The organism is Burkholderia sp. AW49-1 (assembly GCF_053427845.1).
The window spans coordinates 604,884-626,126 of the sequence record NZ_JBSAXF010000001.1 but is presented as its reverse complement, the minus strand read 5'-3'; the positions used below and the strand labels follow the sequence as shown (position 1 = coordinate 626,126).

17 protein-coding genes, 1 tRNA gene and 1 pseudogene are annotated in these 21,243 nt (G+C 65.6%); 12 read left to right on the top strand and 7 right to left on the bottom strand.

What is annotated here, in order from left to right:
* Nucleotides 1–16 precede the first annotated feature (16 nt).
* Nucleotides 17–1,192: an acyltransferase family protein gene (locus ACV22W_RS02645; protein WP_448017604.1), complete on the bottom strand. Its 1,176-nt coding sequence runs from the start codon at nucleotides 1,190–1,192 to the stop codon at nucleotides 17–19.
* Nucleotides 1,193–1,405: 213 nt separating this feature from the next.
* On the opposite strand from ACV22W_RS02645, the gene ACV22W_RS02640 reads away from it, so the two are divergent.
* Entirely contained in the window at nucleotides 1,406–1,549 is a 144-nt protein-coding gene (locus ACV22W_RS02640; protein ID WP_006479318.1) for a hypothetical protein, read from the top strand.
* Between the two features lie 228 nt (nucleotides 1,550–1,777).
* The gene (gene galU / locus ACV22W_RS02635; RefSeq protein WP_034179975.1) at nucleotides 1,778–2,665 is read left to right on the top strand and encodes a UTP--glucose-1-phosphate uridylyltransferase GalU; all 888 of its coding nucleotides are present in this window, start codon (nucleotides 1,778–1,780) and stop codon (nucleotides 2,663–2,665) included.
* Between the two features lie 319 nt (nucleotides 2,666–2,984).
* Here the strand turns inward: galU and ACV22W_RS02630 are convergent, their stop codons facing one another.
* Nucleotides 2,985–4,103, bottom strand: coding sequence for an acyltransferase family protein (locus ACV22W_RS02630; protein WP_448017603.1), 1,119 nt, complete (start codon nucleotides 4,101–4,103; stop codon nucleotides 2,985–2,987).
* Nucleotides 4,104–4,371: 268 nt separating this feature from the next.
* Between ACV22W_RS02630 and ACV22W_RS02625 the strand changes: the two genes are divergently transcribed.
* Both ACV22W_RS02625 and ACV22W_RS02620 read left to right on the top strand, forming a co-directional pair.
* Nucleotides 4,372–4,821 (top strand): HU family DNA-binding protein, encoded by a 450-nt coding sequence (locus ACV22W_RS02625; RefSeq protein ID WP_011548077.1) that lies wholly within the window; start codon nucleotides 4,372–4,374, stop codon nucleotides 4,819–4,821.
* A gap of 259 nt (nucleotides 4,822–5,080) precedes the next feature.
* Nucleotides 5,081–5,881: pseudogene (locus tag ACV22W_RS02620) on the top strand (aminoglycoside adenylyltransferase family protein).
* A gap of 139 nt (nucleotides 5,882–6,020) precedes the next feature.
* Here the strand turns inward: ACV22W_RS02620 and ACV22W_RS02615 are convergent.
* The 3 genes from ACV22W_RS02615 to ACV22W_RS02605 form a co-directional block, all read right to left on the bottom strand.
* Complete coding sequence (locus ACV22W_RS02615; protein WP_448017602.1) at nucleotides 6,021–6,494, bottom strand: VOC family protein; 474 nt, start codon at nucleotides 6,492–6,494, stop codon at nucleotides 6,021–6,023.
* Between the two features lie 468 nt (nucleotides 6,495–6,962).
* Nucleotides 6,963–8,120, bottom strand: a complete 1,158-nt coding sequence (locus ACV22W_RS02610; protein WP_059689719.1) for a porin — start codon at nucleotides 8,118–8,120, stop codon at nucleotides 6,963–6,965.
* A 397-nt stretch (nucleotides 8,121–8,517) separates the two neighbouring features.
* Entirely contained in the window at nucleotides 8,518–9,438 is a 921-nt protein-coding gene (locus tag ACV22W_RS02605; protein WP_448017601.1) for a YihY/virulence factor BrkB family protein, read from the bottom strand.
* Nucleotides 9,439–9,579: 141 nt separating this feature from the next.
* Here ACV22W_RS02605 and fdnG point away from each other — a divergent pair, with 141 nt between their 5' ends.
* The 7 genes from fdnG to ACV22W_RS02570 all read left to right on the top strand — a co-directional run bounded on the left by fdnG (nucleotide 9,580) and on the right by ACV22W_RS02570 (nucleotide 18,809).
* Nucleotides 9,580–12,651, top strand: a complete 3,072-nt coding sequence (fdnG, locus tag ACV22W_RS02600) for a formate dehydrogenase-N subunit alpha (RefSeq protein ID WP_448017600.1) — start codon at nucleotides 9,580–9,582, stop codon at nucleotides 12,649–12,651.
* Between the two features lie 10 nt (nucleotides 12,652–12,661).
* Nucleotides 12,662–13,576, top strand: coding sequence for a formate dehydrogenase subunit beta (gene fdxH, locus ACV22W_RS02595; protein ID WP_448017599.1), 915 nt, complete (start codon nucleotides 12,662–12,664; stop codon nucleotides 13,574–13,576).
* Nucleotides 13,573–14,199 carry a formate dehydrogenase subunit gamma gene (locus ACV22W_RS02590; protein ID WP_059524797.1) on the top strand — a complete coding sequence of 209 codons (627 nt, stop codon included), beginning with the start codon at nucleotides 13,573–13,575 and terminating at the stop codon, nucleotides 14,197–14,199. Before fdxH ends, ACV22W_RS02590 begins: the two co-directional genes overlap by 4 nt.
* A 110-nt stretch (nucleotides 14,200–14,309) precedes the next feature.
* Nucleotides 14,310–15,245: a formate dehydrogenase accessory protein FdhE gene (gene fdhE / locus ACV22W_RS02585; RefSeq protein ID WP_179949127.1), complete on the top strand. Its 936-nt coding sequence runs from the start codon at nucleotides 14,310–14,312 to the stop codon at nucleotides 15,243–15,245.
* A 76-nt stretch (nucleotides 15,246–15,321) separates the two neighbouring features.
* Nucleotides 15,322–16,761: an L-seryl-tRNA(Sec) selenium transferase gene (selA, locus tag ACV22W_RS02580; protein ID WP_448017598.1), complete on the top strand. Its 1,440-nt coding sequence runs from the start codon at nucleotides 15,322–15,324 to the stop codon at nucleotides 16,759–16,761.
* The gene (gene selB / locus ACV22W_RS02575) at nucleotides 16,758–18,683 is read left to right on the top strand and encodes a selenocysteine-specific translation elongation factor (protein WP_448017597.1); all 1,926 of its coding nucleotides are present in this window, start codon (nucleotides 16,758–16,760) and stop codon (nucleotides 18,681–18,683) included. The genes selA and selB overlap by 4 nt, the downstream gene beginning before the upstream one ends.
* Nucleotides 18,684–18,713: 30 nt before the next feature.
* Nucleotides 18,714–18,809: transfer RNA gene (locus tag ACV22W_RS02570), tRNA-Sec, on the top strand.
* 288 nt (nucleotides 18,810–19,097) lie between these two features.
* On the opposite strand, the gene ACV22W_RS02565 is transcribed toward ACV22W_RS02570, so the two are convergent.
* Nucleotides 19,098–20,255: a DUF4382 domain-containing protein gene (locus ACV22W_RS02565; RefSeq protein ID WP_448017596.1), complete on the bottom strand. Its 1,158-nt coding sequence runs from the start codon at nucleotides 20,253–20,255 to the stop codon at nucleotides 19,098–19,100.
* A 362-nt stretch (nucleotides 20,256–20,617) separates the two neighbouring features.
* On the opposite strand from ACV22W_RS02565, the gene ACV22W_RS02560 reads away from it, so the two are divergent.
* Nucleotides 20,618–20,830, top strand: coding sequence for a hypothetical protein (locus tag ACV22W_RS02560; protein ID WP_448017595.1), 213 nt, complete (start codon nucleotides 20,618–20,620; stop codon nucleotides 20,828–20,830).
* Nucleotides 20,831–20,879: 49 nt separating this feature from the next.
* Here ACV22W_RS02560 and ACV22W_RS02555 read toward each other — a convergent pair whose 3' ends face one another.
* The gene (locus tag ACV22W_RS02555) at nucleotides 20,880–21,182 is read right to left on the bottom strand and encodes a hydrogenase maturation factor (RefSeq protein ID WP_448017594.1); all 303 of its coding nucleotides are present in this window, start codon (nucleotides 21,180–21,182) and stop codon (nucleotides 20,880–20,882) included.
* Nucleotides 21,183–21,243: the final 61 nt, after the last annotated feature.

The following is a 21,243-nucleotide window of genomic DNA, read 5'->3' as shown; positions in this document are numbered from 1 at the left end:
CGCCGTAACGGCGCAATCAGACAGCCCGTTCGGGCGCCGGTGCGACGACGCGTGCGGCGCGCGTCGGCTTCAGGCTGGCCGACCACATCATCGCGGGGCGTTCGAATAGCCGGTAGAACACGTAGGCGACCGGAATCGCGGCGGCCATGAACGCGATCGACGGCCAGATCGACAGTTGCAGTTCGGAGTGGAACAGCACCGAGCCGAGGCAGACGAACAGCGGCAGATGGACCAGGTACAGCGAGTAGCTGAAGTCGCCGAACCAGCCGAGCACGCGCAACAGCGGCGTCGGGCGCGGCGGGCAGGCGAGCGCGCGGTACAGGAAGCACGCGAAGCCGGCCGCCCACAGCTGGAACGCGCCGTACTGGCCGAAGTGGAACGCGCCGCAGCCTGCGGCCAGCAGCGCGGCGGCCGCGAGATACCACGCGCGCGACGGCACGGCGGCCGTGCCGCGCGACGGCTGCGCGCGCACGTCGGCGATCCATGCGCCGACCGTCCAGGACAGCCAGTACGACGTGAAGAACTGCAGGTCGTGCCGTTCGAGCAGCCACGCCGACGCGACGTTGACGAGCGCGACGGCCGCCACGATGGCCGGCATGCCGATGCGCCGGCGCAGCGCGAACAGCAGCGGGTAGATCGCATAGAACTGCACTTCGAGCGACAGCGTCCACAGCGCGCCGTTCGACCCGTACGTGTAGCCGGCGACGCCCTGCAGCGAGAACAGGTTCACGAGGAACGCGGTGAGGCCGACGTCGCGGATCTTGTGGCTGACCGGCGCGATCTGCAGGCTGACCGCGTCCATCGCGAGCGTGAACAGCAGCGCGGCGAGCAGCACCGGGTAGATGCGCGCGAAGCGGCGCGCCCAGAAGTTCGGCGCATCGAGCCGGTACGCGGGGTTGGCCGCGAGCTTGAGCGCCGCGTTGCGGTGGATGCAGTAGCCGCTGATCACGAAGAAGATCGGCACGCCGGCGGAGCCCCACGCGAACGGGAAGGTCAGGTAGCCGGCGATCACGCTCGGGTTCAGCGCATGACCGTAAGCGTGATGGAAGCTCTGCATGCCGACCCAGACGACCTGGCGGCAGTGGAAATAGGCGACGAGCAGCGCCGCGAACCCGCGCATCGCGTCGATCACGTGTTCCTTGTGGTCGGCGACGGGCGGCGCAGTCAAAGACGATCCGCTGAAAGCTTGCATGCGATTCGATTCCTTGCGACGGATGAAGGGGATGGTCCAATCGTAATGCGCAAGAATTCGATCGAATGAATAAAAAAATCTCGCCGGGAAATGATGATGTTTCAGATGGTGGTTTTATTCCGGTCTGAAAGCGGTTTCGCCGCTGCCACAATTATTTGCCGATTTTTTTCTGATAGCTTGAAGCTCCAGTTGATTGATGCAAGGAGCGGCAAGATGGACATGCATTGGATCGCGAGCGCGGCAGTACTGCTGGTCATGGCCGTGCTGTCGGCGTACCGCGAGGCGCTGAAGAACGAGCCGATTCGCCCGGGCCTCGAGCGGGGCGGCGTCCCGTATATCGAGGAATTCGAATCGTAAGAATTTGTATCCGGAAAATCGGTAATTTGTTTATGTCTCGGTATCGGGTTCGGAAATATCGACCGGGTTCGTGGATTATCCATTTTTCGGAAACATGGGCACTAGGTCCATATCGAAAATGAGCGGAGTGGAATTGGCCGTGCCGCCGGTTCTCGATATGCCGTTCGAAAAACAATCGCGCCGGGTCGCCCAGCGACGCGGCGCAGTCAACGCAATCAGGATGCGAACATGTTGAAAGTCACCAAGGCCGTGTTCCCCGTCGCCGGTCTCGGCACGCGGTTCCTTCCGGCAACGAAGGCGAGCCCGAAGGAAATGCTGCCCGTCGTCGACAAGCCACTGATCCAGTACGCGGTCGAGGAAGCGATCAACGCCGGTATCACCGAGATGATCTTCGTGACCGGGCGCAGCAAGCGCGCGATCGAGGATCACTTCGACAAGTCGTACGAGATCGAGGCCGAACTCGAGGCACGCGGCAAGGAAAAGCTGCTCGAACTCGTGCGCGGCATCAAGCCGAGCCATGTGAACTGCTTCTACGTGCGCCAGCCGGAAGCGCTCGGTCTCGGCCACGCGGTGCTGTGCGCGGAAAAGCTCGTGCACGGCGAGCCGTTCGCGGTGATTCTCGCCGACGACCTGCTGCACGGCGAACAGCCCGTGCTCAAGCAGCTCGTCGACGTGTTCGACCACTATCACAGCTCGGTGATCGGCGTCGAGACGATTCCGCGCGAGGACAGCCGTTCGTATGGCGTCGTCGAAGGCCGCGAGTGGGAAGAAGACATCATCAAGCTGTCGGGCATCATCGAGAAGCCGGCGCCGGAAGACGCGCCGTCGAACCTCGGCGTGGTCGGCCGCTACGTGTTCATGCCGACGATCTTCGATCACCTGCGCAAGCTCAAGCCCGGCGCCGGCGGCGAGCTGCAGCTGACCGACGCGGTCCAGACGCTGCTCGCGAACGAACAGGTGCTCGCGTATCGCTACTACGGCACCCGTTTCGATTGCGGCAGCAAGATCGGCTACCTCAAGGCGACCGTCGAGCTCGCGCTCCAGCATCCGGAAGTGAGCCGCGAATTCGAGGCGTACCTGCGTACCTGTCTGCCCGCGCTGGCTGCTGTCGCATAAGCAGCCGCGCTGCTCCGTTGTTTCAGGTGGTGGTTGTTCCGTTGGCCCCGGCTGCCTCGTGCGTCGGGGCTTTTTTGCGTCTGGACGAATCGCGGGCGTGCGGCGGCGGGTGAGCGGCGATGCTGATTTCGGGCGGATTCGAGCGGGTGCGTGCGTGACGATTCTGGTACGCCGCCGGACGATGGTGGCGATTCGAGCGCGCGGTGCGCGATGCGCCGGATGCCGCTGCGATGAAACCGGTGCCGGCGCGTCGGCGCGCTTGCGCGCTGATGAACGACGGTTGCTTGCAGGCTGCGTCGCGCCCGCGCCGGTATCGCGCTCAGCGCGGCGACGTGCTCGGCCGCGCGACGAAGTACCGGGCCAGCATCGCGGCGATCGGCTTCTTGAAGTCGAGCAGGCGCCGTTCCAGAAAGCGCCATGACAGATGTGCGAGCAGCACGGCGAGCGCGAACTGCAGCAGTTCGGGCAACGCTTCCCGGACGATTCCAGGCATCGGCACGTGCGCGAACAGCGCGGGCATCTCGCCGAAACGTGCCGGGATCAGGTTGTGGAACAGGTAGAAGCCGTAGCTGATCGTGCCGAGATACACGAGCGGCGCCCAGTCGAGCAGTGCCACGGCCGGATGGTCGGGTTCGGTGACGATCCATAACATCAGCGCGCCGAGCGACGCGGACAGGCCGAGATCCGCGAGCCCCGTGACGACGTCCGGCAGCATCGTGAATGCGGGCAGCGCGAGGAAGAACACGACGCCGGCGGCGCCGAGCCAGCCGGGCGGAACGCGGCGGACGACGTCCTGGCCGCGATCGGCGAGCGCCATCGCGCCGACGCCGCCCAGCGCGATCAGCGCGAAATTCCACGGGGAAAACGCATAGATCAGCACCGGCGATGCATCGACCGCGTAGAGCGCGAGATGCGCGACCGCGCACAGCGCGATGGCCGCGACGCCGAGCACGACATGGCGCACGGCCGGCACCGCGAGCAGCGTGAGCGGCGCAATCAGATAGAACTGCTGCTCAACCGCGAGGCTCCAGAAGTGCGACGTGGAGCCCGGCCAGCCGTCCTTGACGACGCCGATCCAGTAATTCGACAGGAACGTGGCGTGCCAAGCGAGCCCGAGATCGACGCCGCGCTGGTAGAACAGCGCGTGCGCGATCGCGAGCGCGGCGAGCAGCAGGTAGTAGACGGGAAAGATCCGCAGCGCGCGCTTTGCGAGAAACAGCGCCAGCGCATGGCGGCGCGTCATCGCGCCGCGCTCGATCGCCTGACGATTGCGATGCAGTTCGCCGACGATCAGGAATCCGCTGATGAAGAAGAACGTCCACACACCGAGCTTGCCCACGTCGACAGCGAGGACGTGGCCCTTGTGGGACAGGAAAACGAGGATGACGGCGATGGCTCGCAGGCCGTCGAGTCCTTTGACGTATCTGACTTCGCGCATGAAGGCATCCGGGGCACTGAGCGAGGTCAGTATAGGTGCGCAAATATCGAACGTAATTCGCGATCGGGCGCGTTTGGACGTATACGTGAAGGCGTTTTTCGATGCTGGCGCGCCGTCGAAGTCGGTCGCGCGCAACAAAACCTGCGGGAAACCCCGCGAAAACGCATAAAAGTACTCCACGAAGCGTCAAGGCGCTTGTAGAATCCGGCGTTGAAGCGCGCGCGTTGCACGCTTCGTGTATCCAACGACCACACCTGGTAGGAGAAACATGGCGACTTCCGCAAAAAAGGTGGCCAAGAAGGCTGCCGCACCGGCCACCAAGAAAGTGGCTGCCAAAAAGGCTGCGCCCGCGAAGAAAGTAGTGGCCAAGAAGGCTGTCGCGAAGGCAGCACCGGCCGCTCCGACGCCGCTGAAGGACAAGTTCACGAAGGCATCGCTCGCAACGCACATCGCTGAGCGCGCAGCTGTCGAAGTGAAGGCGGTCAAGGCAGTGCTCGTCGCACTCGAGAACGTCGTGCTGGGCTCGGTTCACAAGAAGGGCGCAGGCGAGTTCACGCTGCCGGGTCTGCTGAAGATCACGGCGCAAGTCGTGCCGGCAAAGAAGAAGCGCTTCGGCAAGGATCCGTTCACGGGCGAAGAGCGCTGGTTCCCGGCAAAGCCGGCCAGCGTGCGCGTGAAGGCACGTGCGCTGAAGAAGCTGAAGGACGCGGCTGCGTAATGCAGCGTAACGGTCGCCGAATGCATGTCGGCGGCCGTTGCGATGTCCGACGATCCCCGTACGCGAAAGCGTACGGGGATTTTTATTGCGTCGCGCAAATCGAACGGCCGCGTCGGTATCGCGCGGCGCGGATACGGCATGACGTGACGCGCATCCGATGTTGCGGGCTGCTTGCGCGGATGGCCGGATCGTCGTGTTCGTGCCGGCGCACGGCTGTGCATCGCCGCGCGTTGCGCGTGTGTCGCGCGGGGCGCGCGCGATGAACGCGACGATCGTTCCCGCCGAGATTGCCGAGCAGGTGACGGCCGCGTGCGCCGCGATCGAACGGCACTCGGCGCGATGCTGCAGGCGATGCATCGGTTCGGTGCGACGCTCGATAGCGGACTGAAACCGCGCAGCGACATCGACCTGCTGGTAACAGTTGCCGCATCGCCGGGCGAAGCGGTGCGGCGCGCGCTGATGCTCGACTTGCCCGACGTGTCTGCGGCGCCGCGGAGTGAGGTGCTCATGCGTGCGCTGGAAGCAACCGTGGTCGTGCGCGGCGACGTGGTGCCGCGGCGTCATCCGGCCCGGCGCGAACTGCAGTTCGGCGAATGGCTGCGCCGCGATCTTCGCGCGGGTATCGTCGAGCCGGCATGCGTCGATCACGATCTGGCGATTCCGTCGACGAAGGTGCGGCAGCACGACGTTGCGCTGGGCGGGGCCGCGCGCGGCCGCGTGGTTCGACGCGGTGCCCGCACGCGATTTCGTCGCCGCGCTCCTCGCCACGGTTGCGCAGTGGAATGCCGGGCCCGACTGGCGCGGCGACGAATGCAACGTCGTGCTCGCGCTCGCGCGCATCTGGTACAGCGCCGCGACCAGCAGGATCGCGCCGAAGGATGTCGCCGCGGCGTGGGCGCTGGAGCGACTGCCCGACACGTACCGCCCCGTTCTGTCGGCCGCGCGCACCGTCTATCTGCGCGGTGACGGCGACGGTGTCGATGCGCTGTTGTCGGGCCAACCGGTCGCCGTATTCGTGCGTTACGTGCGACGGATCGTCGAGGCCATGTTCTCGGCGTAGTCGCGCGCGAACGGTCGCTGCCCGCGATTGCGTCGCGGCACGATGCAATCCCGTCGACGGCCGCGGACACGCCCGTATCGCGCGCGCGCCGCAGGCGTGCCGATGCCCGCGCGAAGGAGGCCGCGGCGCCCGTGCTTCGTCAGCCCCCCGTGCCGGCGTAGGCGGCCTTCAGCGCGGCGACGTCGAACTTCGTCATCTGCATCATGGCCGCGGCCACGCGCGCCGCCTTGACCTCGTCACGGTCGGCCATCATCGGGATCAGCGCGTCGGGCACGATCTGCCATGAGACGCCGAAGCGGTCACGCAGCCAGCCGCAGCCGTCGGCCGTGCCGCCGTTGTCGAGCAGCGCGCTCCAGTAGCGGTCGAGTTCCGCCTGGTCGGCGCAACTGATCATCAGCGAGATTGCGTGGTTGAACGTCTCGGTGCGCGGGTGGCTCATCGCGATGAACGGCTGGCCGAACAGCTCGAATTCGACCATCCGGGTGCCGCTGGTACCGGGTACCGCCGTGACGCGCACGACGCGCGAGTTCGGGAAAATGCCCGCGTAGAAGGCCGCGGCTTCTTCGGCTTCCGTCGCATACCAGAGGAACGGCGTGATCTTCTGAATCGTCATGGAGCGTCTCCTGTCGGATGTCGGTGAGGGATGGGGCAATCCGCGTGCCGCCATCGATACGACGGACGAAGGCCGTCGAAATCGACACGTCGAAGCATAGTGCTTCGCGTCGCGGGATCGAAATTGGCAGGGTGGGCGCGCAAGCGTCCGTTGCGATGCCTGATCCCGTTGTCGCGCGTCAGGGGATATGGCGAGGTCCGCGTGGCGGCATGCGCCTGACCGGCCGTATGCGGCCGTCGGACAGCAAGGAGGTGTCCGGATGCCTCAGGACAGGCTTCCAGCGCGCGACAGGCGATCCAGGAGCCGCTCCCGGCCGGTTGCCGTACCCAAGTGCCGACCACGGCCATCGCCCGCCATGGCGCCGCTGGCAACGGACGAAAAAAAACCAGCCACGGCCGAAACCGGTGACTGGTTTTGCAGTTCGGCGACATGGCGTCGGAGACGCCATGCACACCGGAAACGTACTTCTTAGAACTTGTGGCGAATGCCGACCGCGACCAGCTCGGCCGAGCTCTTGCCAGCGAAGCCGTACGAAGCGATCGACGCTTGCGCGCTTTGCTGCACGCCGTCGACGAGCTGCGTGCCGCTTGCGTGCTGGTATGCGCCGACCAGGTAAACGTCCGTGCGCTTCGACAGCGAGTAGTCCGCGCCGACACCGACTTGGTGGTACTTCGCCGACGTGTCGCCGCTAGCCTTCGTGTACGAGTAGCCGAGGCCCAGCAGCAGCGGCGGCGTGACCTGGTACGTCACGAACGCGCGGCCCGTGTTGTACTTTTCGGTCGAGCCGAAGCCCGAGAACGCGTCCGGCTTGTACTGTGCGTTGCTGTAGCCGAGGCCGAACGTCACCGGGCCGAGGGCATACTGGCCTGCGACTTGTGCGATGGCGATCGACTTCGCCGTTGCGTAACCCGAGTTGATCGGGCCGTCGAAGATCGCGTCGGACGTCGTCGAACCCCAGCCTGCGCGGCCGACAGCCGTCGTCGGCGACGGGTTGGCTGCGTAGAAGTAGCCTGCTGCAACGCCGACCGGACCGTTGTTGTAGGCAGCCGCGACCGACCACGTTTGGCCCGAACCCGTCTTGCCCGCAACGCCGCCGAGAGCGTACATGCCTTCGACCTGGAAGCCTGCCCAGACCGGCGAGGTGTACTTGATTGCGTTGCTGACGCGCAGCGAGTTGTCGTTGTTGTCGACGTCGCCCGGCGTTGCCATCACGCTGCCGAAGTAGTTGTCAGCCGTGACTGCCTGGACCAGGTCGACCAGCGGGTCGTACTGGCGGCCGAGCGTCAGCGTACCGTACTGGGCGCTCTCGAGGCCGACGTATGCCTGACGACCGAACATGCGACCGCCCTGGTTCAGGTGGCCGGTACCCGGGTCAAAACCGTTTTCCAACTGGAAGATCGCCTTCAGGCCACCGCCGAGGTCTTCAGCGCCTTTCAGGCCCCAACGGCTGCCTTGCAGGTTGCCCGACAGCATTTGCCACGAGTTGTTGGCTTGGCCGTTGTTGCCGTGAACCCATGCGATCGACGTATCGATCACGCCGTACAGCGTGACGCTCGACTGAGCGTGAGCAGCGCCAGCGGCGCCCAGCAGGGCGAGCGAGAGGGTCGAGAGTGCGAGTTTCTTCATCGTTGAGTATCTCCACGCAAATGAATCGTCATTCGTTATTTGTTGCGGATTGGAGAATAGCTCAGTGCCATACGTGCAAGAAAGCTTAAAAAATAAAGTGTCTCGAAAAGGTAACAGCCGAAAAAAGTCCATATATATCAAGGACATCAACGACTGTTCCTCTTTTTGAAATAGTTGACAATTGCTGCGCTGCGATTGTTGCAACGGCTGATGCGTTCGGCGGGAGAAGGTTGAGTTTCGCCGGTTCGAGCGCGAAAAACGACGCATGCAAACGTTTGCCGTTGCAGCGTGCATCGCGTGCCGACGCAAAGAACGCATCAACGTGCAGGAATGCCCCGCCGGGCGGGGTGGTTGCGGAAAGGGAGGCGGCCGCGGGAGGTAATACGTGGGGGATGAATCAGTCGCCGCTTGCGCGATCGGCCGGCGCGGATGCGGCCGCGGCGTTGCCGGTGCGGCGATGCGCATCGCCGCGCGCGGCCGCGAATTCCGCGCCGAGCAACAGCACGGCCGCCGAGAAGTACAGCCACATCAGCAGGACCGCGAACGATCCGGCCGCGCCGAACGCGCTGGCCGTGCCCGCATGCGCGAGATAGAGCGCGAACAGCTTCTTGCCGCCCGAGAACAGGATCGCGGACACGATCCCGCCGATCGTCGCATCACGCCATGCGACGCGCGCATCGGGCAGGAACTTCATCAGCGCGGCGAACGCGCCCGCGAGCACCGCGATGCCGACGAAGAACTGCAGCAGATTGGTGATCACGACGTACGGCGAATCGCCGAGCAGCCAGGTGCCGATGAACGTGATCGCGGTATCGAGCACCAGCGACACGATCAACAGGAACGCGACGCCGAGCACGAGCCCGAACGAAACCAGCCGCACGCGCACGAGCCCGAGCATGCTCGACCAGCGGCTTTCCGTGCTCGGCCAGATCACGCTCAGCGCGGTGTTCAGCGACGCGAACGTTGCCGACGCGCCGACCGCGAGCGCGGCGAACGAGATCAGCGTCGCGATTCCGCCGCGCTCGCCCGCGCGATGCGCGTTCTGCACGATCGTCTGGATGCTGGCCGCCGCGTCGTCGCCGATCAACTGATGTGCCTGCTCGAACACCTGGCCGCGTGCGGCGTCGTCGCCGTAGAACCAGCCGGCCACGGCGATCACCATCACGAGCGTCGGCGCGAGCGAAAAAGCGGAGAAGAACGCGATGCTCGCGGCCATCGCCGAGCAGCGGTGGGAGGAGAAACGCTTGAAAGCGTTGAGCGCCCAGTTGGCCTGCTGTTGCGCGAGGCGGCTAGCTTCGGACGTGATCTGTCGTTTCATGACGGTTCGGTTGGGCGTTGTACGCGAGGACATCGGGGGATCAGACAAATCGGTATTGATCCGAGGATTCGATCATAGTTGCCTGAACTGTCTATAATTCCTTTCAGTTTCACCTCACCCCACAAAAACGCCGAGACCATCATGCTACAAATGTCCCGGCGCCAGTTCCTGAAGGTGACGGCCACGTCGCTTGCCGGATCGAGTCTTGCCCTGATGGGCTTTTCTCCGACGGAAGCGCTCGCCGAGGTCCGACAGTACAAGCTGGCGCGCACAGTCGAAACGCGCAACACCTGCCCATATTGCTCGGTGGGTTGCGGCATCCTGATGTATAGCCTCGGTGACGGCGCGAAGAACGCACAGCCGAGCATCATCCATATCGAAGGCGATCCCGACCATCCCGTCAATCGCGGCACGCTGTGCCCGAAGGGCGCGAGCCTGATCGATTTCATCCACAGCCCGAACCGCCTGACGCATCCCGAATACCGGGCGCCCGGCTCGGACAAGTGGGAACCGATCTCGTGGAACGACGCACTCGACCGGATCGCGAAGCTGATGAAAGCGGACCGCGACGCGAACTTCGTCGAGACGACCGAAGACGGCGCGAAGGTCAACCGCTGGCTGACCACCGGCATGCTGGCCGCATCGGCGGGCAGCAACGAAGTCGGCTACCTGACCCACAAGACTATCCGTAGTCTGGGGATGCTCGCATTCGACAATCAGGCGCGTGTCTGACATGGCCCGACGGTGGCAGGTCTTGCCCCGACGTTTGGCCGTGGAGCGATGACGAACCATTGGGTCGACATCAAGAACGCGGACGTGATTCTCGTGATGGGCGGCAATGCAGCCGAGGCCCATCCGTGCGGTTTCAAGTGGGTAACGGAGGCGAAGGCGCACCGCAAGGCGCGGCTGATCGTCGTCGACCCGCGCTTTACGCGTACGGCCTCGGTGGCCGACTACTACGCGCCGATCCGCACCGGCACCGACATCGTCTTTCTGGGCGGTGTGATCAACTATCTGCTGACGAACGACAAGATCCAGCATGAGTACGTGAAGAACTACACGGACTTCTCGTTCATCGTGCGCGAGGATTTCGCGTTCAACGACGGCATCTATTCCGGCTACGACGCGGAGAAGCACGCGTACCCGGACAAGTCGAGCTGGGACTACGAACGCGGCGACGACGGCTTCGTGAAGGTCGACCCGACGCTGCAGCATCCGCGCTGCGTGTACAACCTGCTGAAGCAGCACTACGCGCGCTATACGCCGGACATGGTCCAGCAGACGTGCGGCACGCCGAAGGAGAAATTCCTGAAAGTGTGCGAAATGCTCGCGACGACGGCCGTTCCGGGCCGCGCCGGCACGGTGCTGTACGCGCTCGGCTGGACCCACCATTCGATCGGCTCGCAGATCATCCGCACCGGCGCGATGGTGCAGTTGCTGCTCGGCAACATCGGCATCGCCGGCGGCGGCATGAACGCGCTGCGCGGCCACTCGAACATCCAGGGCTTGACCGACCTCGGGCTGATGTCGAACCTGCTGCCGGGCTACATGACGCTGCCGATGCAGGCCGAGCAGGATTTCGACGGCTACATCAAGAAGCGCACGCAGCTGCCGCTGCGACCGAACCAGCTGAGCTACTGGAAGAACTACAAGGCCTTCCACGTCAGCTTCATGAAGTCGTGGTGGGGCGATGCGGCGACCGCCGAGAACAACTGGGCCTACGACTACCTGCCGAAGCTGGACAAGCAGTACGACCTGCTGCAGGCGATCGAGCTGATGAATGCCGGCAAGATGAACGGCTACATCTGCCAGGGCTTCAACCCGCTCGCGGCGGCGCCGTCGAAGGTGAAGACGGCGGCAGGCCTCGCGAAGCTGAAGTGGCTCGTGATCATGGATCCGCTCGCGACCGAGACGTCCGAGTTCTGGAAACATCACGGCGACTACAACGACGTCGATGCGTCGAAGATCCAGACCGAAGTGTTCCGTCTGCCGACCACGTGCTTCGCGGAGGAAAACGGTTCGCTCGTCAGTTCGAGCCGCGTGCTGCAATGGCACTGGAAGGGCGCGGAGCCGCCGGGCCAGGCGCGCAGCGACCTCGAAATCATGTCGGGGCTGTTCCTGCGCATGCGCAAGATGTACCAGACGGATGGCGGCAAGTATCCGGATCCGATCGTGAACCTGACCTGGTCGTATGCGAACCCGGAAAGCCCGACGCCCGAAGAGCTCGCAATGGAGTTCAACGGCCGTGCGCTCGCCGACTTGCCCGACCCGAAGGATCCGGCCAAGACGCTCGTGAAGAAGGGCGAGCAGCTCGCCGCGTTCGCGCAGCTGAAGGACGACGGCACGACCGCGAGCGGCTGCTGGATCTTCTGCGGTGCCTGGACGCAGGCCGGCAACCAGATGGGGCGGCGCGACAACTCGGACCCGACCGGCATCGGCCAGACGCTGAACTGGGCGTGGGCCTGGCCGGCCAACCGGCGGATCCTGTACAACCGCGCGTCGTGCGACGTGAGCGGCAAGCCGTTCGACCCGACCCGCAAGCTGATCGGCTGGAACGGCAGCGCGTGGAAGGGCGCCGACGTGCCGGACTTCAAGGCCGACGAAGCGCCCGAGAGCGGGATGGGGCCGTTCATCATGAACCCGGAAGGCGTCGCGCGTTTCTTCGCCCGCGCGGGGATGAACGAAGGTCCGTTCCCCGAGCACTACGAGCCGTTCGAGACGCCGCTCGCGGCGAACCCGCTGCACCCCGACAACCCGCAGGCGCTGAATAACCCGGCCGCCCGCGTGTTCCCGGACGACCGCGCGTCGTTCGGCAAGGTGTCGGAGTTCCCGCACGTCGCGACGACTTACCGGCTGACCGAGCATTTCCACTACTGGACCAAGCATGCGCGGCTGAACGCGATCATCCAGCCGGAGCAATTCGTCGAGATCGGCGAAGATCTCGCGAAGGAAGTCGGCGTCGCGCACGGCGATCGCGTGAAGGTGTCGTCCAAGCGCGGCTACATCGTCGCGGTTGCGCTCGTCACGAAGCGGATCAAGCCGCTGACGATCGAGGGCAAGAAGGTCCAGACGGTCGGCGTCCCGTTGCACTGGGGCTTCAAGGGTCTGACGAAGCCCGGCTATCTCGCCAATACCCTGACTCCGTCCGTAGGCGACGGCAACTCGTACACACCGGAATTCAAGTCGTTCCTGGTGAAGGTCGAAAAGGCGTAAGGGGGAAGAGATGGCATTGCAATCGCTGGATATCAAGCGCGTCTCGGCCACCACGACGCCACCGCCCACGGTGCGCGAACCGGTGACCGGGAGTGTCGCGAAGCTGATCGACGTATCGAAGTGCATCGGCTGCAAGGCATGCCAGACGGCATGCATGGAGTGGAACGACCTGCGCGACGAAGTCGGCACCAACGTCGGCGTGTACGACAACCCGGCCGACCTGTCCGAGCACTCGTGGACGGTGATGCGGTTCTCCGAATACGAGAACCCGGCAGGCGACCTCGAGTGGCTGATCCGCAAGGACGGCTGCATGCATTGCGAGGATCCGGGCTGCCTGAAGGCATGCCCGTCGCCGGGCGCGATCGTGCAGTACAACAACGGGATCGTCGATTTCCACGAGGAGAACTGCATCGGTTGCGGCTATTGCGTGACCGGCTGCCCGTTCAACGTTCCGCGGATCTCGAAGAAGGATCATCGCGCATACAAGTGCACGCTCTGTTCCGACCGTGTCGCGGTCGGCCAGGAACCGGCCTGCGTGAAGACCTGCCCGACGGGCGCGATCGTGTTCGGCACCAAGGAGGACATGAAGCAGCACGCGGCCGAGCGGATCGAGGACCTGAAGGAGCGCGGCTTCGATCATGCGGGGCTGTACGACCCGCAGGGCGTCGGCGGCACGCACGTGATGTACGTGCTGCACCACGCCGACAAACCGTCGCTGTACCACGGGCTGCCCGACAATCCGTCGATCAGCCCGATGGTGAAGCTGTGGAAGGGCATCGCGAAGCCGCTCGCGGTTGCCGGGCTCGCGCTGACCGCGCTGGCCGGGTTCTTCCACTACACGCGGGTCGGTCCGAACGAAGTCAGCGAGGACGACGAAGCCGCCGCCCGCGACGAGGCGCGACGCATCAAGGAGGACGCAAAATGAAGCACGACGACCCCAACCTGATCGTCCGCTACACGCCGAACGAGCGCACGAACCACTGGATCACCGCGATCACGTTCGTGCTGCTCGCGCTGTCCGGGCTCGCGCTGTTCCATCCGTCGATGTTCTGGCTCACCGCGCTGTTCGGCGGCGGCCAGTGGACGCGGATCCTGCATCCGTTCGTCGGTCTCGTGATGTTCGTGTCGTTCGCGATTCTCGTGGTGCGCTTCTGGCACCACAACGTGCTCGACGCGGATGACCGGCAATGGCTGAAGCAGATCGACGACGTGCTGACCAACCAGGAGGACAAGCTGCCGCCCGTCGGGCGCTATAACGCCGGACAGAAGCTGCTATTCTTCACGTTGGTGGCGTGCCTGCTGTTGCTCCTGCTGTCGGGGATCGTGATCTGGCGACGCTACTTCTCGTTCTACTTCCCGATCGGGATGATCCGCGCGGCGGCCGTCGTGCATGCCGTGGCGGCCTTCGTGCTGATCGCGAGCATCATCGTGCACATTTACGCGGCGTTGTGGGTGAAGGGCTCGATCGGGGCGATGGTGCGCGGCACCGTCACGCTGGGCTGGGCCCGCAAGCATCACCCGAAGTGGTTCCGTGAAAGCGTGAAATAACGCACCGGAGCGGGGCGGTACGCCGGTTGCGGCATGCCTTCCCCGCCTGCCGTCGGGACCGCCTGAAGAGCGCCGATCCGTCGGCGCTTGTTTTTTTGGATGACATTTTCGTGACACAACGCATTCTCGAACCGACCGAGATCTCGACGCTCGATCATTCGGCCATTCCGCGCTTTCGCCTGCCGGAGCGCGACACCGTGTTTGCCGCGCGTGCCGCACGGCTGCGCAAGCTCGCCGACCTGAACCCGATCAGCGGCTACCTGCGGCTGATGGCGACCGTCGCCGATGCGCAGCACGCGACGCTGCAGGCGCTGAACCTGCCGATGCCGTCGCCCGAAGCGATCGCGCGTGCACAGCAGCATTCGATGCCGCTCGTGCCGGCGCTCGACGGCGAGCGCAACCCGCAGTGGCGGGCCGTGCTGTACGAACTGCTCGACCGCGTCGAAAGCGCCGGGCTCGTCAATCCTTCGCTCGCGAAGCTGCTCGACCGGCTGCGGCTGATGGCGCCGGCCGAACTCGACGCACAGGCCGACGCGATCCTCGCGCTGCGCTTCGCCGAAGTCGATCCGGCCACCGCGCCGTTCCTGATGGCCGCGTTGCAGGTCGTCTGGACCGATCTCGCGAGCCGCGTCGCACCGGCCGACGTCCCGTATCTCGACCAGCCGGGGCTGTGCCCCGTGTGCGGCTCGCATCCGGTCGCGAGCGTCGTGCGCGTCGGCGGCCAGTTCCAGGGGTACCGTTTCCTGCAGTGCGGGCTGTGCACGACCGAGTGGCACATGGTGCGCACGAAATGTTCGCACTGCGATTCGACCAAGGGCATCGCCTACCACGGGATCGAGGGCGGCAGCGAAGCCGTCAAGGCCGAGTCGTGCGACGAATGCAAGACCTATCGCAAGATCGGCTACCAGGAAAAGGACTACGAGTTCGAGCCGCTGGCGGACGATCTCGCGAGCCTCACGCTCGACCTGCTGATGAACGAAGCCGGCTACCAGCGCAGTTCACCGAACCCGCTGCTGTGGCCCGACATGTCGCGCGAAGCGGAGTGACGGCAGGCGGCCGGGGCGAGCGCGCGAGTGCCGGTGCCGGCTGCCCTGCCACGCAAGGAAATGGAGCCACCATTACGTGACCGAACCGGGTTTGAATGAACTGAATGCCGTCCTCGCGCGCGTGCCCTCGGTAGAGCGCGTGCTGTCGTCGGCCCCGCTGCAACCGCTGCTCGCCGACTATGGCCGCACCCGCGTGCTGAACGCGGTGCGCGCCGAACTCGAACGCTGGCGCACCGCCGCTCAGCAGGATCTGCCGGCGGCCGAGCCGCTCGACGAGCCGCGCATCGCCGCGACTGTCGCCCGCACGCTGGCCGCACAGAACGCCGGCACCGTGCGCCCGGTGTTCAACCTGACGGGCACCGTGCTGCACACCAATCTCGGGCGCGCGTTGTTGCCCGACGATGCGGTGCGTGCGGTGGTCGTCGCGCTCACCCAGCCCGTCAACCTCGAATTCGATCTCGCCACCGGCCGCCGTGGCGATCGCGACGACCTGATCGACGATCTGTTGTGCGAACTGACCGGCGCGGAAGCCGCGACGGTCGTCAACAACAATGCCGCGGCCGTGTTGCTGACGCTGTCCGCGCTCGCGCCGAAACGCGAAGTGATCGTGTCGCGCGGCGAGCTGGTCGAGATCGGCGGTGCATTTCGCATTCCCGACATCATGAGCCGCGCGGGCGCGAAGCTGCGCGAGGTCGGCACGACCAACCGCACCCATCTGCGCGACTACGCGGACGCGATCGGCCCGCGCACGGCGATTCTGATGAAGGTGCACTGCAGCAACTACGCGATCAGCGGCTTCACGAAGGAAGTGACGCTGGCCGAACTCGCGCCGCTCGCGCGCGAGCACGGGCTGCCGGTCGCCGTCGATCTCGGCAGCGGCACGCTCGCCGACCTGACGCAGTGGGGCCTGCCGCACGAAACGACCGTGCAGGAAACCGTCGCCGCCGGCGCGAACGTGGTCACGTTCAGCGGCGACAAGCTGCTCGGTGGGCCGCAGGCCGGCCTGATCGTCGGTGATCGCGCGCTCGTCGCGAAGATCAAGAAACATCCGCTCAAGCGCGCGCTGCGCGTCGGCAAGCTGACGCTCGCCGCGCTCGAACCCGTGCTGCGGCTCTACCGTGCGCCGGAATTCCTGCGCGAGCGGCTCACCACGTTGCGCTTGCTGACGCGGCCGCAGCGCGATACCGCGGAGGCCGCCGAGCGCGTGCGCCCCGCGTTGCAGGCCGCGCTCGGCAGCGGTTTCGACGTGACGGTCGAGCCGATGTTCAGCCAGATCGGCAGCGGTGCGCTGCCGATCGATCAGTTGCCGAGCGCCGGGCTCGTCGTGCGCACGCCGGACGGCAAGCGCGGCGGCCGCGCGCTCGCGCAACTCGAGAAGAAACTGCGCGAATGGCCGCGTCCGGTGATCGGCCGCATCGCCGACAACGCGCTGCGGCTCGACCTGCGTTGCCTCGAAGCGGCAGACGAAGCGGCATTCGTCGCGCAATGCGTGCAGGTCGCGGGGCCGGCTGCATGATCGTCGGTACCGCGGGGCACATCGACCACGGCAAGACCACGCTGGTGCGCGCGCTGACGGGCGTCGATACCGACCGCTTGAAGGAAGAGAAGGCGCGCGGCATTTCGATCGAACTCGGCTATGCATATACGCCGCTCGAGAACGGCGACGTGCTCGGCCTGATCGACGTGCCGGGCCACGAGAAGCTGATTCATACGATGGCGGCCGGCGCGTGCGGAATCGACTTCGCGCTGCTCGTGATCGCCGCCGACGACGGCGTGATGCCGCAGACCCGTGAGCATCTCGCGATCCTGCAACTGCTCGGCGTCACGCATGGCGCGGTCGCGCTGACGAAGTGCGATCGCGTCGACACCGCACGCCTGTCGGCGGTGCGCGACGAGATCGCCGCGTGGCTGCACGGCACGACGCTCGATCGCGCGCCGATCTTCGAAACCTGCGCGACGCGCGAGGACGATCCGGGCGTCGCCGCATTGAAGCGCCATCTCGCCGATGCGGCGCTCGCGTGGCGCGCACGTCGCGACGACGGCCTGTTCCGGCTCGCGGTCGATCGCGTGTTCACGCTGGCCGGCCAAGGCACCGTCGTGACGGGTACCGCGTTCGCGGGCCGCGTGGCGACCGGCGATACGCTCGCGGCCGTGCGCACTGGCGCCGCCGCGCGCGTGCGCAGCATCCATGCGCAGAATCGGCCGGTCGGCGCGGGCCGCGCGGGCGAGCGCTGCGCGCTGAACCTGGCCGGCGTCGACAAGGCGGACGTCGAGCGTGGCGATACCGTCGCGGATGCGCGGCTCGTCGCGACGTCGACTCGTCTCGATGTCGACCTGACGCTGCTGGCCGATGCGGGGCTCACGCTGACGCACTGGGCGCCGCTGCACGTGCATCTCGGCACGCTGCATCGCGTCGCGCACGTCGCATTGCTCGACGGCGATACGCTCGCGGCCGGCCAGCAGATGCGCGTGCAACTGGTGTTCGACGAACCCGTGTTCGCGCTGCCGGGCGATCGCTTCATCGTCCGCAATCCGCAGGCGACGCGCACCGTCGGCGGCGGCCGCGTGCTCGACCCGTTCGGTCCCGCGCGCAAGCGCCGCACGCCCGCGCGTCGCGCATGGCTCGACGCACTCGCGGCATGGCTCGACGAAGGGCGGCTCGATGCGCTGCTTGCGCAGGCGCCGCTGGGCATCGCACGCACGATGCTCACGCACCTGACGGGCTTCGCGCCCGACGCGCTCGCATTGCCGGACGACGCCCTGGCGATCGGCCAGCGCGAGCGTGCGTCGAACGACGGCACGGTGATCGCGCGAGTGCACTGGCATGCGCTGCAGGCGCGGGCGATCGACACGCTGCGCGCATATCACGAGCGCGTGCCGGACGAGCAGGGACTCGATGCGGCACGCCTGCGACGGATGGCGGCACCGCTCGTCGGCGACGTGCTGTGGCGCGCGTTGGTCGATGCGCTGGTGGATGGCGGGGAGGTCGCGCGAAGCGGGCCGTGGCTGCATCTGCCGTCGCATGCGGTGAGTTTCGATGCGCGCGAGGAAGCGCTGGCGCAGCAACTGCTGCCGCTGATTCATGCAGGGCGCTTCGATCCGCCGTGGGTCCGCGATCTGGCGCGCGACACGGGTGCGGGCGAGGATGCCGTGCGCACGCTGCTGCGCAAGCTCGCGCGGCGCGGCGACGTGCATCAGGTCGTGCGCGACCTGTTCTACCACGCGGATGTCGTGCGCGAGCTGGCCGGGCTGGTCGCCAATCTCACGCCGACGCGCGGCGGCGGACTCGATGCGGCGACGTTTCGCGACGCGACCGGGCTCGGCCGCAAGCGTGCGATCCAGATTCTCGAATTCTTCGATCGGGTTGGGTATACTCGCTTCCACCGCGATCTTCACTTCCTGCGGCCTGACAGCGGTTGGGTGGGTATACAGGCGTAGGCGCTCGTCGTTCTTTTGGTTTTTTCCCACGGAAGGCATTCGTATCCGGTGGTACGGCCGGGCTTCAAACCCGGTTGGGGGTGTCAGACACTCCCGGGTCAGTTCGACTCTGGCTGCCTTCCGCCATTCCCGCGCCATGTCCGTCTTGCAGCGACCATGAAAAAAGCCCGCGATACGCGGGCCTCGTGCAATCAGCAATTGCCTTTCTTTGCCTGTCCGGGCGGGCAGAACCCGTTCCCCGGCCCGCCTTGCGGTGCGACGACGACCGGCGGGCCCGGAACGTATGCGACGCAACCGCTTAGCGCGCCGACCACGCTCGCCGCCGCGAGCAATGCGATAACCCCTTTCTTCACTTCGTTCTCCCGTTTATTGAGGAAAGGGCCGTGCGGCCCTTTCGATGATGCTGTCGATGCGTCAGAAACTGAAATTGACGTTCGACTGGCTGGTCGTTGCGTTGACGTTCGTCGATTGCGTTGCGCCCGACGCTGCGTCCGCCTCGATCGTATATTGTGCCGCGGCGCCCGGCGACGCAGCCAGCGCGACCGGCAGCGAGCCCGAGTAAGTGCCGACGATCGGCGCGGCCGTGGGTACGTTGAGCGCATACGCTCCCGTATCCATGTTCGCGTTGATCGACGTGATCTCGTACGCTTTTGCATCGACGGTCTGCAGTGCCCGCACGAACGCGTCGGCGCTTGCCGTCACCGTGCCGCTGACCGTGCTCATCGTCGATGCCGGAAGCGCGATCGGCGCGTTCGACGTCGACACCGCCGTGGTCGTGTTCACGACGACCGGAACCGAGCGCACGATGCCAGACGCGAAGTTGTTCTGCACGACCACGACGTCGTAGTTGCCTTGCGTCGAACTCTGGATCAGCGGCGACAGCACGAACTTCCCGGTACCGTCGGCAACCGTGCCGCGGACCACCTTGCCGCCTTGTTCCGCATACACGGTCGCGCCGGCTTCGGCCGATGCGACGTAACCGGAGATCGCGCCGCTGACGATGGTCGGGATCGCGGTGACGACCGGCTTCAGTGCGTACGTGCCGTTGCCTCGCTGGACGATCGACTTGCACGCGTTGAAGTCGAGCACGAGGTCGACGAGCGTGTTCGGCTGCACCGTGAATGGCTGGATGATCTTGTAGCCGCTTTGCGTCGCGCTCGGCGTCGCGAGCGCCTGTTCCGTGCCGCCGGTCGGGACGACCGAGTTCGCGAGGGTGTTGCCCTGGTTCTGCGCGAGAACCAGGCGGACCTGCTGATACTGACCGGCCGGCAGCGCTGTCTGACCGATATCGGCGAGCACGCCGTTGGTCAGCGACAGCAGGTCGATCTTCTGAGGTGTCGCCAGCGTGATCGTCGACCAGCCGGCGTCGTTGTCGGAAGCATTGCTATTCGCATTCACGCGAACCTGCGAGACGGTTATGTAGACATGGTCGAAGCCGCATGAAGGTGCATCGGTCATCGCGACATGCAGCGTACCGGTTTGTGGGCCGCTATCATCGCCGCCGCCGCATCCCGCGAGCGCGAACGGCACCGCTGCCGCACATAGTGCGGCCTTCCAGAATGTATTGTTCATTATTTTGTCCCCCTCCGAAGTTATTGTGGGTGCAACGAAGCATAGCCTCGGTGAACGTCCACAGTATGGACAGCTTTGAAACGAACGGTAAATTCTGCGTCGGAGCGTAAGAGCCCGCGCTTGCCGAGCAGTATTCACGACGCAACGGCAGGTAATTCGGCGCGCAGCGAATGAATCATGTCCGGCCCGATCGAGCCAGGGCATGAATCGCCGTGGCAGGCACGTTCGCGATCGGCGAAAACTTGATCGGTGAAAGCACTGAATCCGCCCCGATTATTTCGCCGCTATAGTCGAAGCACGAACGGTAGTCGCGAGCGCCATGCGCCGCCCCCGTTCAGGTAACAACTGCAGACGGGTGCTGTATGAAAAACACAATCGAAAAGACCACCGGACCGGTATGGGGTGTGGCGGCAGGCGTGCTCCTGGCTGCCGCGGGACTGAGTCTCGGCATTTTCCCGAAATCGCTGAACAGCACGGGAACCGCAAACGACTTCATGGCATCCGGCGTCGCGATGCTGGGGATCTTCCTCGTCGTCTATTCGTCACACGAATTGCGGCGAAAGCGCCTGAACTGAGCGTCGGGGCATCGTCGATCCGCGCGGAACACTCCGGCCGCCCGCCGGCTCAGGAATGCGCGCGCCCGTCGGTGGTGCCGGAATCGGCCAACAGGTCGTCGACGATGATTTCGCCGGCCGCGCGGCCGGCGCGCAGCGCGTTGAGGGTGTCGTCGAACAGGCGGCCGCCATCGTCGCCGAGCCGGACCGGCGCCAGCAGGCGCGGCGCGATGCCGGCCGCGCGGACCTGCACCACCGCCACGAACCCGAACCGAAGCGTGGCGGGTGGCGGCGCGTGGTCGCGCGGTTCGTCGAGCCGGAATTCGCAGCGGACATCGATGGTGTATCCGCGGTAGGTGTACGCACTGTTCATCTGCAGCTCGCTCGGAAGGGAACGCGACGACGGACCGTGGGCGCATGATATCGGCTCGTGC

Bases quoted from the DNA above. Each gene is read 5' to 3' on its own strand.
- ACV22W_RS02610 (WP_059689719.1), bottom strand. From the start codon at position 8,120: ATGAAGAAACTCGCACTCTCGACCCTCTCGCTCGCCCTGCTGGGCGCC.
- galU (WP_034179975.1), top strand. From the start codon at position 1,778: ATGTTGAAAGTCACCAAGGCCGTGTTCCCCGTCGCCGGTCTCGGCACG.
- ACV22W_RS02555 (WP_448017594.1), bottom strand. From the start codon at position 21,182: ATGAACAGTGCGTACACCTACCGCGGATACACCATCGATGTCCGCTGC.
- ACV22W_RS02560 (WP_448017595.1), top strand. From the start codon at position 20,618: ATGAAAAACACAATCGAAAAGACCACCGGACCGGTATGGGGTGTGGCG.
- ACV22W_RS02645 (WP_448017604.1), bottom strand. From the start codon at position 1,192: ATGCAAGCTTTCAGCGGATCGTCTTTGACTGCGCCGCCCGTCGCCGAC.
- ACV22W_RS02590 (WP_059524797.1), top strand. From the start codon at position 13,573: ATGAAGCACGACGACCCCAACCTGATCGTCCGCTACACGCCGAACGAG.
- ACV22W_RS02630 (WP_448017603.1), bottom strand. From the start codon at position 4,103: ATGCGCGAAGTCAGATACGTCAAAGGACTCGACGGCCTGCGAGCCATC.
- ACV22W_RS02565 (WP_448017596.1), bottom strand. From the start codon at position 20,255: ATGAACAATACATTCTGGAAGGCCGCACTATGTGCGGCAGCGGTGCCG.
- ACV22W_RS02615 (WP_448017602.1), bottom strand. From the start codon at position 6,494: ATGACGATTCAGAAGATCACGCCGTTCCTCTGGTATGCGACGGAAGCC.
- fdxH (WP_448017599.1), top strand. From the start codon at position 12,662: ATGGCATTGCAATCGCTGGATATCAAGCGCGTCTCGGCCACCACGACG.
- ACV22W_RS02625 (WP_011548077.1), top strand. From the start codon at position 4,372: ATGGCGACTTCCGCAAAAAAGGTGGCCAAGAAGGCTGCCGCACCGGCC.
- ACV22W_RS02605 (WP_448017601.1), bottom strand. From the start codon at position 9,438: ATGAAACGACAGATCACGTCCGAAGCTAGCCGCCTCGCGCAACAGCAG.
- selB (WP_448017597.1), top strand. From the start codon at position 16,758: ATGATCGTCGGTACCGCGGGGCACATCGACCACGGCAAGACCACGCTG.
- ACV22W_RS02640 (WP_006479318.1), top strand. From the start codon at position 1,406: ATGGACATGCATTGGATCGCGAGCGCGGCAGTACTGCTGGTCATGGCC.